The 13,660-nt window shown below is 34.3% G+C and carries 16 protein-coding genes and 1 pseudogene; 5 read left to right on the plus strand and 12 right to left on the minus strand.

Annotated features, from left to right (window positions below; translation table 11 throughout):
* Positions 1-40: 40 nt before the first annotated feature.
* The 8 genes and pseudogenes from AABD74_RS15345 to ric all read right to left on the minus strand — a co-directional run bounded on the left by AABD74_RS15345 (position 41) and on the right by ric (position 6,929).
* On the minus strand, positions 41-475 hold the full coding sequence (locus tag AABD74_RS15345; protein ID WP_406843448.1) for an RrF2 family transcriptional regulator: 435 nt from the start codon (positions 473-475) through the stop codon (positions 41-43).
* A gap of 33 nt (positions 476-508) precedes the next feature.
* Positions 509-958, minus strand: a complete 450-nt coding sequence (locus tag AABD74_RS15350; RefSeq protein ID WP_131423930.1) for a CopD family protein — start codon at positions 956-958, stop codon at positions 509-511.
* Positions 955-2,166 carry a hypothetical protein gene (locus tag AABD74_RS15355; protein WP_406843449.1) on the minus strand — a complete coding sequence of 404 codons (1,212 nt, stop codon included), beginning with the start codon at positions 2,164-2,166 and terminating at the stop codon, positions 955-957. The genes AABD74_RS15350 and AABD74_RS15355 overlap by 4 nt, the downstream gene beginning before the upstream one ends.
* Before the next feature lie 48 nt (positions 2,167-2,214).
* A complete protein-coding gene (locus tag AABD74_RS15360; protein WP_406843450.1) occupies positions 2,215-2,682 on the minus strand; it encodes a hypothetical protein in 468 nt (155 codons plus the stop codon).
* Complete coding sequence (locus tag AABD74_RS15365; protein WP_230038309.1) at positions 2,673-3,137, minus strand: hemerythrin domain-containing protein; 465 nt, start codon at positions 3,135-3,137, stop codon at positions 2,673-2,675. Before AABD74_RS15365 ends, AABD74_RS15360 begins: the two co-directional genes overlap by 10 nt.
* 35 nt (positions 3,138-3,172) lie before the next feature.
* Positions 3,173-3,862 carry an anaerobic ribonucleoside-triphosphate reductase activating protein gene (locus AABD74_RS15370; protein WP_406843451.1) on the minus strand — a complete coding sequence of 230 codons (690 nt, stop codon included), beginning with the start codon at positions 3,860-3,862 and terminating at the stop codon, positions 3,173-3,175.
* Positions 3,846-6,167: pseudogene (locus AABD74_RS15375) on the minus strand (ribonucleoside triphosphate reductase). The gene AABD74_RS15370 and the pseudogene AABD74_RS15375 overlap by 17 nt, the downstream one beginning before the upstream one ends.
* A gap of 33 nt (positions 6,168-6,200) precedes the next feature.
* A complete protein-coding gene (gene ric / locus AABD74_RS15380) occupies positions 6,201-6,929 on the minus strand; it encodes an iron-sulfur cluster repair di-iron protein (protein ID WP_406843452.1) in 729 nt (242 codons plus the stop codon).
* Positions 6,930-7,240: 311 nt separating this feature from the next.
* Here ric and AABD74_RS15385 point away from each other — a divergent pair, with 311 nt between their 5' ends.
* Entirely contained in the window at positions 7,241-7,906 is a 666-nt protein-coding gene (locus AABD74_RS15385) for an IS6 family transposase (protein ID WP_278021729.1), read from the plus strand.
* Positions 7,907-8,101: 195 nt separating this feature from the next.
* Here AABD74_RS15385 and chrA read toward each other — a convergent pair whose 3' ends face one another.
* From chrA to AABD74_RS15405, 4 genes are all read right to left on the minus strand, one after another.
* Positions 8,102-9,226, minus strand: coding sequence for a chromate efflux transporter (chrA, locus tag AABD74_RS15390; protein WP_406843453.1), 1,125 nt, complete (start codon positions 9,224-9,226; stop codon positions 8,102-8,104).
* Complete coding sequence (locus AABD74_RS15395) at positions 9,210-9,644, minus strand: DoxX family protein (RefSeq protein WP_406843454.1); 435 nt, start codon at positions 9,642-9,644, stop codon at positions 9,210-9,212. Before AABD74_RS15395 ends, chrA begins: the two co-directional genes overlap by 17 nt.
* A complete protein-coding gene (locus AABD74_RS15400) occupies positions 9,634-10,131 on the minus strand; it encodes a hypothetical protein (protein ID WP_406843455.1) in 498 nt (165 codons plus the stop codon). The genes AABD74_RS15395 and AABD74_RS15400 overlap by 11 nt, the downstream gene beginning before the upstream one ends.
* A 95-nt stretch (positions 10,132-10,226) precedes the next feature.
* Positions 10,227-11,027 carry a helix-turn-helix domain-containing protein gene (locus tag AABD74_RS15405; RefSeq protein ID WP_406843456.1) on the minus strand — a complete coding sequence of 267 codons (801 nt, stop codon included), beginning with the start codon at positions 11,025-11,027 and terminating at the stop codon, positions 10,227-10,229.
* A 170-nt stretch (positions 11,028-11,197) separates the two neighbouring features.
* On the opposite strand from AABD74_RS15405, the gene AABD74_RS15410 reads away from it, so the two are divergent.
* The 4 genes from AABD74_RS15410 to AABD74_RS15425 all read left to right on the plus strand — a co-directional run bounded on the left by AABD74_RS15410 (position 11,198) and on the right by AABD74_RS15425 (position 13,622).
* A complete protein-coding gene (locus AABD74_RS15410) occupies positions 11,198-11,626 on the plus strand; it encodes a rhodanese-like domain-containing protein (RefSeq protein WP_406843457.1) in 429 nt (142 codons plus the stop codon).
* A 17-nt stretch (positions 11,627-11,643) separates the two neighbouring features.
* Entirely contained in the window at positions 11,644-12,309 is a 666-nt protein-coding gene (locus AABD74_RS15415; RefSeq protein WP_406843458.1) for a metalloregulator ArsR/SmtB family transcription factor, read from the plus strand.
* Between the two features lie 116 nt (positions 12,310-12,425).
* Positions 12,426-13,037 (plus strand): class I SAM-dependent methyltransferase, encoded by a 612-nt coding sequence (locus tag AABD74_RS15420; protein WP_406843459.1) that lies wholly within the window; start codon positions 12,426-12,428, stop codon positions 13,035-13,037.
* 216 nt (positions 13,038-13,253) lie between these two features.
* Positions 13,254-13,622: a hypothetical protein gene (locus tag AABD74_RS15425; RefSeq protein WP_406843460.1), complete on the plus strand. Its 369-nt coding sequence runs from the start codon at positions 13,254-13,256 to the stop codon at positions 13,620-13,622.
* Positions 13,623-13,660 lie beyond the last annotated feature (38 nt).

Raw genomic sequence — 13,660 nt, forward strand, 5'->3', positions numbered from 1 at the left:
TCGCAAAATCCAATCAAACAAAGCTTTGATGACACTTAAATCAATACCTAAGGAAGGTGTCTCCCGATTTAATACCCAAAGCCAATTCTTCCAGATTGGTATTTTCAAGCGTAAAAACCAAATCATTGCGAATAGATATAAATTTATTGTGCATCGGACAAGGATGGTCTTCAGAACAATTACTTAATCCTAATGCGCAACCGGTCAAAATGCGATCGCCATCCAATGAATTGACTATTTGCGCTAATGTAATTTCTCCTATTTTTTCTTTGGGAATTTCAAAACCACCGCCCACTCCTTTTATAGATTTAATAATATTGTCTCTCGATAGGATTTGAAGAATTTTGGCTGTAAAAGCCACTGGAGAATCGATTTTTTCGGCAATTTCTTTCAAGCCGATACGATTGTCCTGATAGGATTGAAAAGCAATAAAAATAGCTGCACGAATGCCGTATTCACATGTTTTAGAGAACATAATCTTTTTTTTGTAATGTATAAATCATATAAATCAAAGCCCTCCAAAACGCACAAAAGATCCAAAAATAACCATCAAAACTCCAATTATGGTAACCGATAGAATATGAAAAGCCATTTCGGGCAACTTCTCAGCACTTTTTTCAAGTTTTGGTAGCATTCTAAATTGAGCACTCAAAGCAAAAAGGACCGTCAATAATAAGAGAGCTAATTTTGTTGAAACAACTTTTTCTATAGGTGTCTCGAACTGAAACCAATATTCGATGCTAACACCATATTTATAGGCCATTAAAATTCCGGTAGTGACCAATAAACCCAAAGCAGTCATTCCTATAGGTTCATACTTTCTTTCATAATCGAGAATTATATTCTGATTTTTTTCTTTTAATGCTTGTGGCAAAAAACCAAAGACAAGCAACAAATGACCACCAACCCAAATGGCGGCACTCAAAAGATGGATGATTAACAATAAATGGTGGCTCATATGGTTTTAGGTTTTAGTTTTAAAATTTCAACAGATAGCATTATAAGGCCTGCTGGCATAAAAATACTGTATAAGAATAGATTTTGATAATAATTCGGTAATCTTCCTTTACCCAAGAAAAACCAAATGCCCTGAAGAAACAAAAGAATTTCAGTTGTAAAAAATCCGAATAAAAAAATTGCGATTCCCCATGTTTGAATACGGTTTCTCGAATTAAAAAAATCATTTTGTAATGCAAATCCAAACAGGAAACCTGTAATAATTCCCAACATAGTCAAGTGAATGTATCCAATGACAAAATTACGAATCTGATGGGATACCTGTGCCAATTCCGGAAGCAAAACCACCAGTTGAATAACGACTTTTAAAGCCAATGAAAACAAAGCAAAACCATAAACTATTTTTGTGATCGTTGGTAAAGCAGCAAAAAAGGATTGAAACTGCGGGCGGATAAATTGTGTAAAAAGTATCGCAGCATATAGCTGAAGCATAACTCCAAGAGCATTGAACCAATAAAAAACCGGGTTAGGCAAATACCAACTTACCGGCAAAGCCAATGTTAAAAAAGTAGAAGCAACAAATAAATTATAAAATAGCCTAAATTTTTTAGCTTCAATCATAAGTTTTGCCTGTTTGAAAAACAAAGCCAAAACGGCAAACAGAAACCAGCCATTAAATTGAAAATGAAGAAAAAACTGAATCGCAATTTGATAAAAAGCGCTTGCTTTACCTAACAATGAAACTGCAGGTCCAAGGCACCAGACACCCAAAGTAGAAAAAATCATGAAAAACAAAGCCGTACGAAGCAGCTTTTTTTCAGCCAGAGTTGTAGGATTGGCATCCTTTGTAATTAAATAACAAAAATAGTAGCTGCAAAAAATATGCAAAGTCGAAAAAAGAATAGAAACAAAAGCATATCCTTGCGCCGGAAAATCAACCATCATTCCGACTACAGCCAGTTCTGTTATCCAAAATAATTGGTTGTAGATGGGTTTTTGCTGTTTTTCTTTTGGAACAAAAAAATGAAAAATCAAACAGTACAACATCATATACACCCAGCCTAACATCGCCACGTGTGAATGTCCGTGCATTAAAAACTGAAAATTGACTCCGGCGATCGGTGCAACATACATCCATCGAAGCAATAGTCCCATCAATGAAGCGATGAAAAAATTAGAAAAAGTACAGAGTAACCAACTCTTCTTCATGATTTTATAAAGGATTTAATTCTTGATGCTTAAAAGTGTGTTCATGCTTTAAATAAAAAAAAGCTTATATTGTTCTAAATGAGTCAGGATCTCTTTTTTAATTTCAGCTTTATTGGAATCCTCAAGATTATCAATTTTTAATTTTAACGGAATCAAATAGTTGTGTAACTGAATGTGGGCTTCACCTTTCATTGTACATTTTTTAAAAATCATGGCAAATTCAGATTTCAGTTTCTCTTTCAAAATCAATGCGCTTTCTTCTTCCCCTGATTCCAGAATTATTTTTTGTAAAATAGTAATCCCGTCAGTAGTTTCTGGGTTGGCTACCCATAATTGTCCTTTGTTCAGGCTCACTTCCGCGGCTGTTTCGGTATTTTTTTCCGAAACTGAATTTATTTCATTTGCTTCTTTAGATGTTTGATCTTCTTTGTTTTTTTGGCATGATCCGATAGATACAATGGCTAATAAAAATAATACTAGTTTTATTTTTTTTATTTTGTAAAATTTTAGCTCCAAAAATCAGCATCTTCATTTTCTATAAAAGCTTCCTTTGAATGTATTTCTTCTATTTTTTTTAATTGTTCCTTTGTGGCTGCTTTTTGAATTTCAGCAAATAAAACACGCTCTTCAAAACGGATATGAGAGTCTAACTCTTTTTCGATTCTTTTTAAATTTATTTCCAGATCCGAAGTACTTTCAAATAATTCGTTTAACGTTCTGTGTTCTTTCAAAGCCTGCTCAATGAGCGCGTTATCTGCTTCTAAGATCGTGAAAACGTATTTTTCCTCCAGTTCAAAATGCGTCTTTAAATAAATTTCATAAAACCAATCGACGTATTTTTTGATGCGCTGCAGGTCAATATTTTTCGCCATTCCAGTTTTAATTTTCCAGCAAAGCAGCAGACCATGATGGTGGTCGTGGCTTAAAGGCCTTAATTCCGGAGCTCTTTTGATGGGAGTAGTTGATTTCATTTGCTTAAAATTGATTGATTTAAAAAAATAAATTACTATCCTCTAAAATGAATTTTAATTTTCTCTGTACCAATATTTTGGTTTTCCAATTCTTTAAAAGAATGCCCAAGTTTTTCTATTGTCGAGGATCCATTAATAAAATGCTGAATGTAATAATTTCCTGAATATCCCAAATTTTCCAGAAAAAACACCATTTCCTGAATATCTCTTTTGTTTAATAAATCAGAGTGCACTGTTGTACGAACTTCAAAAGGTACTGTATGATGAAGCAATAAAAGTAATGATTTTGCAAAGGGAATGAAAAGTTTTGATTGGGTCATCTTTGCAAATTTCGCAGGCATTGCTTTAAAATCAAGTGCTACATAATTAATGAGTTCTTTTTGAATCAGTTCTTCCAATATATCCGGCCGTGATCCATTGGTGTCAATTTTGATCAAAAAACCCATTTTTTTGACTTCTGTAATAAACGAAACAGCCTTTTTATGTAACAGACATTCACCTCCGCTAAAAACTACGGCGTCCAATAGATTAACCCTGCTTTTGAGGAATTGAAGTGCTTTATCAAAAGTAATACGTCCTTTTCCGTATACAATTTCTGGATTATAGCAATACAAACACCGCATATTACAGCCTGCAAACCAAAAAATGCAAGCTGATTGGTGCGGATAATCTAATAAAGTAAACGGTGTAATACTGTAAATAGGGGCACTAACATTTTGCTTCATTGAAATGGGTTCGCTGTTTGTGTTCACCTTTTTTTCCGATATTAAAACTTTCTACGGGTCTGTGGTAGCCCATTACTCTTGTGTACACCAGGCATTTGGTGCGTACTTCTTGATTTTGTTCTAAAATCGCGTTGGTTGTTAGTTTCATATTTGCTGTTTTTTTAGTTATGAATTGTGTAAAATTTGCGGTGTGGTTTTTTCAAATCTCTATAAGCTTTGTTTTTTCTTCAATGATAATTTCATCGCATTTTGGGCAATATTCATGCTCTCCGTTTAGATAGCCATGAACAGGGCAAACACTAAATACAGGTGTTACTGTGATGTAAGGCAATTTAAAATTAGTAATCACTTTTTTTACAAAATTTTTGCAAGCTTCAGGTGAGCTTATTCTTTCGCTCATATACAAATGCAAAACGGTTCCTCCTGTGTATTTGCATTGCAATTGGTCCTGAAGCATCAAAGCTTCAAATGGATCCTGGGTAAAATCTACAGGGATTTGGGAACTATTTGTGTAGTAAATATTTTTTTCTGCTCCCGCCTGAATAATATCGTCAAAACGTTTTTTATCCTCTTTGGCAAATCGGTATGTGGTTCCTTCTGCCGGAGTGGCTTCTAAATTATAAAGATTTCCAGTTTCTTCCTGATACTGCTTCATTCTGTCCCGGATGTGTTCCAGAATTTCAGAAGCAAGTTCAATACCAGTTTCAGAAGTTATGTCGTCTTCATTATGGGTAAAATTCTGTATCATTTCGTTCATTCCATTTACACCAATAGTTGAAAAGTGATTTCTGAAATGTTGTAAATACCGTTTGGTGTAGGGATACAATCCACGATCGTACATTCCCTGAATAAAAGTTCTTTTTTTCTCTAAAGTTGATTTGGAAATCAATAAAAGCTTGTCCAATTGTTGAAATAAAGCTGCTTTGTTTCCTTTGAATAAATAACCTAAACGAGCCATATTAATAGTTACCACGCCAATACTTCCTGTCATTTCAGCGCTTCCAAAAAGTCCGTTTCCACGTTTTAGTAGTTCGCGCAAATCGAGTTGCAAACGGCAGCACATACTGCGAACAGCATTGGGCTTGTAGGCATTTTCATTTTCTATTTGATTGCCATTTTCGTCCAAAACATATTGGCTTCCAATGAAATTTTGAAAATAAGAAGAACCAATTTTCGCTGTGTTTTCAAAAAGCAGGTTTGTGTTCTCTCCATCCCAGTCAAATTCTTCGGTAATATTAACCGTTGGAATAGGGAAGGTAAAGGGCTGCCCGTTGGCATCACCTTCTGTCATTACGGTATAATACGCTTTATTGATTTGATTCATTTCTTTTTGAAAATGCTCGTATCGTAAATTAGTAACTTCAGAAACTCCTCTGCTTTTAGCCCTTGCCAATAGGCCTGTACTATTGTTCTTTTCAAAAATATGACAATCATTTTTAGTCGGAATTTGTGCTTTTAAATCCTCAGGAACAACCCAGTCTAAAGTGATATTGGTAAACGGAGATTGTCCCCATCGTGCGGGAACATTCAGGTTGTACACAAAACTTCGTACCGCTTTTAAAACGTCATCATAAGAGAGATCGTCTTTGAATACATAAGGAGCCAAATAGGTATCGAAGGAACTAAAGGCTTGTGCACCTGCCCATTCGCTTTGCAAAATCCCCAGAAAATTAGCCATCTGTCCTAAAGCTTCCCTAAAATGAGATGGCGGTTTGCTTTCCACCCGGCCTCTGACTCCATTGAAACCTTCATTTAGCAATACACGCAAACTCCAACCCGCACAATAGCCCGTCAGGCAATCCAAATCGTGAATGTGAATATCACCATTGCGGTGTGCATAGCCTTCTTCTTTTGAGTATACTTTATCCAGCCAATAATTTGCGATAACTTTTCCTGCGACATTACTCACCAATCCTGCGTTCGAATAAGAAGTGTTGGCGTTGGCGTTGATCCGCCAATCTGTTTGTTGAATGTATTCTTCAATCGTTTGGGTGCTGTCGACATAAGTTGTATCATCATTCAATCCTTCAAAATGTTCACGTTGCAGCTTTCTGGTTTGTCGGTATAGCATAAAGGAGCGCATGGCATCAAAATGTTTTTTTTCGAATAATTTTTTTTCGATTACATCCTGAATTTCTTCAACGGACCATACGTCTTTGTTTTCGAGTTGTATAGCTACACTTTCAAAAACACTTTCGTCAACAACTATAGAGACGCTCTGAAAAGTTTTTTCAATTGCATCTTTGATCTTATAGCTTTCGAATGGCTGATAATTTCCATTTCTTTTGATGACATAATTTTCCATAGTTGTTGGTTCTTAGTGATTGAAAGCTACTTATTATTGAGCTGTAAAGTCTTTTTCAAGTTTGGCAGCTTTTGGAAATAAAATATTATTCTCCAAATGAATGTGTTTATGCAAATCCTGCTCAAATTCTTCTAGCATTGCAAACGTAACTTTATAAGTATTACAGCCATCGGCTGGCGGTGTATAATTGTTAGTTAATTCTGCTATTTTTCTAAAACGGACACCTTCGGCGTCGTGCTCGTGCATCATCATAGCAATTGGATTTTGAATGGTTTCAAAATGAGGCAGCTCAATTAATTCATCAGATAGAGTAGCATGAACCATTTTTTTTATAAATGGGAACAAAATCAGCTCTTCTTTTTTCATATGTTGTGCCAATTCTCCTGAGCAACCTTTAAAAAGCTCATTTATTAATAATAGTTCAGGATGTTTTGCGCCATGCACTCTGCTGAGCTTATCTAAAAACTGCAGCAGTATTGGTGTTTTTTCTGAAACATATCTGTGATGCGTTTTTTCAATATAATCAGCCAATAAATCAATCGGCCAGGCATTGTAATCAATTCCTGAATCGCTTTTTGATGATAGAACTGTTTCAATTTCCTGCAATAAAACATCTGCAGTCACTGCTTTTTTCTGGCAGGCTTCTTCAATGCTTCTGTTTCCGTTACAGCAAAAATCTATTCCGTATTTTGAGAACAAGGCTGCTGTTCTAAAATCTTTTGCCACGTATTCTCCGATTGTAATTTGTTCTAAAGTTTCCATAATTTTTATTTAGATTATAATTTGTAAATGATTAAACGATGATGATCTTAATAAAAGAGTATTTTGTCTTTTAATTAAACACACTTCATCATTTATTTTGTTATCCAGTTGTCTTATTATTATTTAATGTATTATTTGATATTGTAAAATTCGTATAATTATAAAATGCAGAATATGATTTAAATCATAAGACTGCATTTTTTTAAATATTTTTTTAAAGTGACCTTAACCATTTTTATTTTTAAAGGAAAATAGGGTTCTGTCGCATCTGGGAATAACTTTTATCTTTAGAATTTTAAACCGATCAAAAGATGAATACTAAAGGTCATTGTTATCCAAAATACATAATTCTTCAGGCAGTATATTTCAAGCTAAGATTTACACTTAGTTACCGTGATGTTGAAGAACTAATGAAGATTAGAGGAGTCATTGTGGATCATGCGACGATTCAGCGTTGGGTTTACAAGTTTGCACCTTTGCTTGAGGCAGAAATGAAGAAGAGAAAAGGCAGAGTGGGGGAGAGTTGGAGATTGGATGAGACCTACATCAAAGTAAAAGGTATTTGGTGTTATTTATATAGGGCAGTAGATAAATTAGGCAATACGGTTGATTTTCTTTTGACCAGAAAAAGACAAAGAATGAGTGCGCAGTCATTTCTAATTAAAGCAATTAGTAATAACTACAGACCAAGAGTAGTAAACATTGATAAAAGCGGTTCTAATACTGCCGCTATCAAAGTATATAACAAACGTTCATTCACAAAGATTAAAATCCGGCAGTGTAAATATCTCAACAATATTGTCGAACAGGACCATCGATTTATAAAATGGAGGATACAAAATGGGTTAGGCTTTAAAAGTTTTGAATCGGCAAGACGAACATTGAGCGGAATTGAAGTTGTGCATATGCTGAGAAAGAATCAAATGGTTAGACCAGGGATAACTATGTTTAAATCATTCTGTAAATTGGCGGGCTAACTTTTAAATTACTTCAATTTTTATATTTGATTCTGACAGATGCGACAGAACCTCGTAATAATTACTATAAATTTCAAACCTCCAAAGTCATTTTATTTTGGAGTTTTTTTTGTGTTCAAAAAAACTTTATAGAACATATAAACCGCTCTCTGTTTTGATGCATGCATAAGTGTTTAGATATAGTTTACATCAATACTAAATTTTGAAAAGAAGATAGCCTAGTAGACCACCACCTAATACAATAAATGCGCTATTAATTTTCTTGAATTTGAACATAAAAATCAAACTGGCAACGGCAATAATGATAGTTCTCCAGTCAGTTATACTATCTTTTGCCATTTCGTAACACACAGTGGTAATAATGGCTATAGACGCTACGTTTACTGCGTCCAGAAATGCAGATAATGATTTAGAATTCCGCATTTTTTTCATCAACGGATGAAGCAATGCTACAAATACAAATGAAGGCAAAAAAATAGCAATAGTTGAAAGAACAGCGCCTGATAATCCATTAATTTGGTAACCAATGAAAGTAACTGAAGAAAAAACAGGCCCTGGAGTGAACTGTCCTACTGCAATAGCATCTATCAGTTGTTGTCTTGTAAGTAAGCCAGTCGCCACGAGTTCAGCATCCAAAAAAGCAAAAAGGACATACCCGCTGCCATATAGGATCGCGCCTACCTTTAGGAAGATAAGGAATAAGTTAAGGTTTTTGGCTGAAATACTATTGGAATCTGAAATTTGTAATAAAACAGCAGGAATAAATGAATGTATTGTTTGCTGTTTTTTCATTACATGTAAAAGTATAGCCACTATACCGGCTCCGAACAATAGGAAAATCTCATTAACTCCTAATAAAGAGAGTACCAGTACAAAACCGCCGATAATCCATAGCTGCAGGCTTTTCAATGACTTTTTTGCCAGCGGGTAAATAGCCGCCAGTATCACCGATATTATTGCTGGTTTTATTCCGTAAGTAAATGGCTGAACTTCCGGAAGATGCCCATATTGTTTATATAGCCATGCAAAAAACAAGGTAATAATAACAGCAGGAAATATAAAACAGAGCCCGGCCACAATTAGCCCTTTCCAGCCAGTTCTGTCCTGTCCAATATGAATTGCCATTTCTGTACTGTTTGGACCCGGTATAAGATTCGTCGCACCTATTAGGTCAAGAAAATGTTCTTCAGACATCCATTGACGTTTTATAACCACTTCCTGCTGCATCATAGCAATATGAGCGGCCGGCCCACCAAAGGCCGTAATGCCTAATTTTAAGAAAACACAGGCAATTTCTTTCAGCTTATGCTCTTTCTCCACACTTTGTTATGTATTTATCTATAGAATAATTACCACTACCATAATAAAAAAGCATGATTAAAAGTAATGTCAATGCAAAATCAGTACGATATTCATGGGCAAAAGACCAAAATCCCTTTTCGGTAAGGATAGGAATTTTAGTAGCGATAAACGCTACAGCCATAATAACCAGCAAAGGTACGGACATCAATCGGGACAGCAGTCCTATAAGCAACAGAATAGCGCAGGCTATCTCTGTTATTCCGACAGTCGAAGCCCAAAATTCAGGATGCTGAAAACCAATTTTAGCAAAACGCCCGGAACCTACAGTTTCTGGAGTAATAAATTTTTGTATTCCTTCTGAGAGAAAAATTAAGCCAACTATAACTCTGGGAATAACCAATGGCAATGGTTTTGTTTTGATGATATTATTTTTCATGATGTAGTTTAAAATCTTGATTGCTATATGGAGGGAGCGATGGTACTGTAATCATATTGAATTCGTGTTTAGTTGTTTGATGACAGGTATTACAGGTATTGGTCAGATTGATGTATCCTTCTTTAAAGGCAGTACTATTTTGCTGTTGAATGGTTTTGCGGATATTATCTAGTGCGGGGTCAATCATTGGTAAATATTGGGTTTCGGAACGGTCTCTGCAGTATTGTTTAATACCATTTAAATTTTCCTGAATTTCATTAACCTCAAAATCTGCGAGTTTCCAGTTTTGATTGATTCCTGCAAACCAGAGCTTATTGTGATGAACCTGTACACTGCTCATAAATTCGCCAAATCCCGGTTTGTAAGTTTTATCTAATTTGGATTGCAGACTGTCTATCTGGTTTTGTAAAACCTTCTCATTGTTTGCTGACTTATTACAGGCAGACAGCATCAATACAATAGTTGTAATAAAAAATAAGTATTTCATACCATTATGATTTTTATGTGAGGATGTTTGCTTTACAAAATTGATACAACGCTACGGATATTACATGGTATATTTGAAAATATTTTGATTTCCTGTTAGTCTTTGCGAAATACCTGAGGTGTGGTGCCGGTATGGCGTTTAAAATATTTTATAAAGTGAGAGGCGTCATTAAAGTTTAAATTGTAAGCAATTTCAGAGACTGTATTAATTGTATATATCAATAATCTTTTTGCCTCACTGATGATATGCTCAGCAATTATTTCTGAGGCAGACAGGTTAAGTACTTTCCTTGAAACAGCATTTAAGTTTTGTGGTGTAGTATTGAGTTTTTCAGCATAATAGGAGACGTTATTGTGTAAATCACTCGTGTTACTGAGCAATTCTCTGAATAATAAGATTACATCGCTGGTTTTTACTTTATTTGTCGCAAGAGGCAAAGCAGTGTTAATTATCTTAGCCAAGAGGGCTTTTAATATTCCTTCGGTTACTGTAAAATCATCCTCAGTAATAAGTAACTGAAAGAAAGTTTCAACTGTATTGTTCTGCTTTAAATTCAAACAGCTTAATGCACTTACTTGTGACAAAAGATTTTTCAGTTCGCTATCGAGTGATCTTTCGACAAAACCTTTTTTCAGCAATAATACGTAGCCTTCAGGTACGGAGTCCAGATCCCAGTGATGAACCTGCTCTTTGCGTACAAAGAAAATGGCCGGGACATCTATTGGATATTGAATATAATCAATTGTATGAGTCCCATTTCCTTTTAGCAAATAGATAACCTCAAAATAATTGTTATGCTTGTGAGGTTTGGTTTTGCGAATTTCCTTTCTGAAAGGAGAAACTTTTATCAGTTCAGCCGTTTCTATTTTGTTCTTTATGGTGATGGATTTTTTCAAATTATTTTTAGTACTAAAGTACTCAATATTATTCTTTAGGATAATTGTTGTTCAGAAATTATCTTCTGTCCATACCGAAAAAATTATTAAATGAAATTAATAAAAACTATTCAATATTATTATTGAATAGTTTTTATTCAATACTTTTGCAGAATAAAAATTATAACAGAATGAAAATATTTCAAATTGTAACATTAGCATTAATGACTGCGTCTATTTCTTTTGGTCAGAGTAAAACTGAACCATGGAATGCTTCACAACTAATGGAACCTGCAGAATTGGCCTGGATGATTACTAATTCATCGCAAGTACTTCCCATAATCATCAATATAGGACCAGCGGCTACCATTAAAGGGTCGGTCAACATTGGATCAGCTTCCGAAAAAGTAAATATTGATAAGCTGTGTAATTTTTTGAAAAAGCAGAAAAAAACCAGAGAAATAGTGGTGTACTGCGGCTGTTGTCCATTTGATAAATGCCCTAATATAAGACCTGCCTTTGAAGTGCTCAATAAAATGGGATTCAAAAATCAAAAGGTACTGAGTCTGCAAAAAAATATAAAAACAAACTGGATTGATATGAAGTATCCTGTCAACTGATGTTATAAAATAGCGACATGAACAAAAGAGATTTTAAAAATGCGATTTATGGGGAATTAGCTAAAATTACGAAAGCCATGGCAAATCCACATCGCATGGAGATTATTGATTTATTAGCGCAGGGTCCGTTTGCTGTTGAGCAGGTTGCTTCTCATACGGGTATGAGTATTGCCAATACTTCCCAGCATTTACAAGTGCTAAAAACAGCCGGATTGGTAATGATAGATCGAAAAGGCAATTTCATTTATTATGCTTTAGCTAATGAAAATGTATTTGATGCCTGGCGTAGTTTACGCGAATTAGGTATGAAACAAAATACAGAGGCTAGAGTAGTGGTGGATGAATTTCGTAAAAATTATCATTCTTTAAAACCTGTTGAGACAGATGAAATTTATAAAAAGGTTTGTAGTGGTGAGATTATCCTTTTAGATGTACGTTCTGAGGAAGAATTTAAACTGGGACACATACATCAGGCACTTTCTATTCCGGTTGATCAGATATTGACCAGATTAAAGGAACTTTCTAAAGAAAAGGAAATTATTGCTTATTGCAGGGGACCGTTTTGTGTTTATGCTGATCAGGCTGTTGAAATACTTATTAAAAATGGTTTCAAAGCCAATCGAATGAAAGAAGGATATCCGGACTGGAAATTTAAGAATTTTCCAATAAGTGTTTTGCAGTAAGCAGTAAATTTCAAACAACAAACATTAATTATGATTTATTTAGACTACAATACACTTTGATTCTGGAAGCCCTTAAAGAGGTTCAGATGATTAATAATAATTCAAAAGTTATAGAAATGGATAAGAAGAAACATTGGGAAAATATTTATCAAACAAAAAAACTGACAGAAGTTAGCTGGTATCAGCGAGTTCCCCAGACTTCATTAGATTTATTAAAAGAATATAATGTACCTTATAATGCAAAGATTATTGATATTGGTGGTGGTGAGAGTTTCTTTGTTGATCATCTTTTAAAATTAGGATATTCGGATATAACCGTTTTGGATATTTCGGAAGAAGCTATTATAAAAACGAAGAAACGTTTAGGGAAAGAGGCAGTGAAAGTAAATTGGATTGTATCTGATGTAGTAGATTTTAAGCCTGTTTTTAAATATGATTTTTGGCATGATCGGGCTACTTTTCATTTCCTGACAGACAAGGAACATATAAAAGCGTATTTAAAGGCCGTCAAGCAAGGATTAACTGAAAATGGTATTTTAGTTGTAGGCACATTTTCTGAGTCTGGACCTACTAAATGCAGCGGTATAGCCATTAAGCAATATTCAGAAGATTCTTTAAGAGAGGAGTTTAACTCAGGTTTTAAAATGCTTAATTCTTTTACTATAGACCATGTAACTCCTGGTGAGACTGTTCAAAATTTTACATTTGGGATTTTTAAAAGTAATTAATTATTAGTATTTAAGAGCATCAGGTGGTTTTCCAATTTGTAAGGACAATCAATAATTTGTAAATCTTAAACACTATTTCATTTTAGAGATTTTCTATCACACTTGTTTTCATTTAAACAATGCGAATGTGGATAAAATTCAGAATCATGTTTTTAACATTGTTTTTGTTAAAATTCAAAAAAATATAACTAATTTTGATTTTATTATTGCTTTGACATGAAAAGATTTTACATCATATTAATTGTTCTCTTTGGCTTATTTCTAATGCCAACGGTAACTTTTGCTTGTGAAAAAATTGTCGTAAATCATTCCTGTACAAAAGAGACTTCTAAAACTCAGAAGGATGATTGTTGTTGCAAAGCGAATCATTCAAAAGATAAAAATCATGATGGCTGTGGGGGAAAATGCGGGCACTCTATGTGTGGCTGCGGCTCAGTATGTAATGGCGGAATCTCTTTTTTAAATGAACTGCAATTCAAAAGCAATTCGTTTAATTTTTATTCTGAAAAGCAAAAATTTTATAGTTCCGAAACCTTTATTTCTTCAGGTTTCCATTCTCTTTGGCTTATACCTAAAATAGGCTAAATTCAAATTTTGACAGCCATTAGTGTGTCAAATCTAAA

Origin of the sequence: Flavobacterium soyae (assembly GCF_045348165.1) — a bacterium.
Lineage (GTDB): Bacteria > Bacteroidota > Bacteroidia > Flavobacteriales > Flavobacteriaceae > Flavobacterium > Flavobacterium soyae.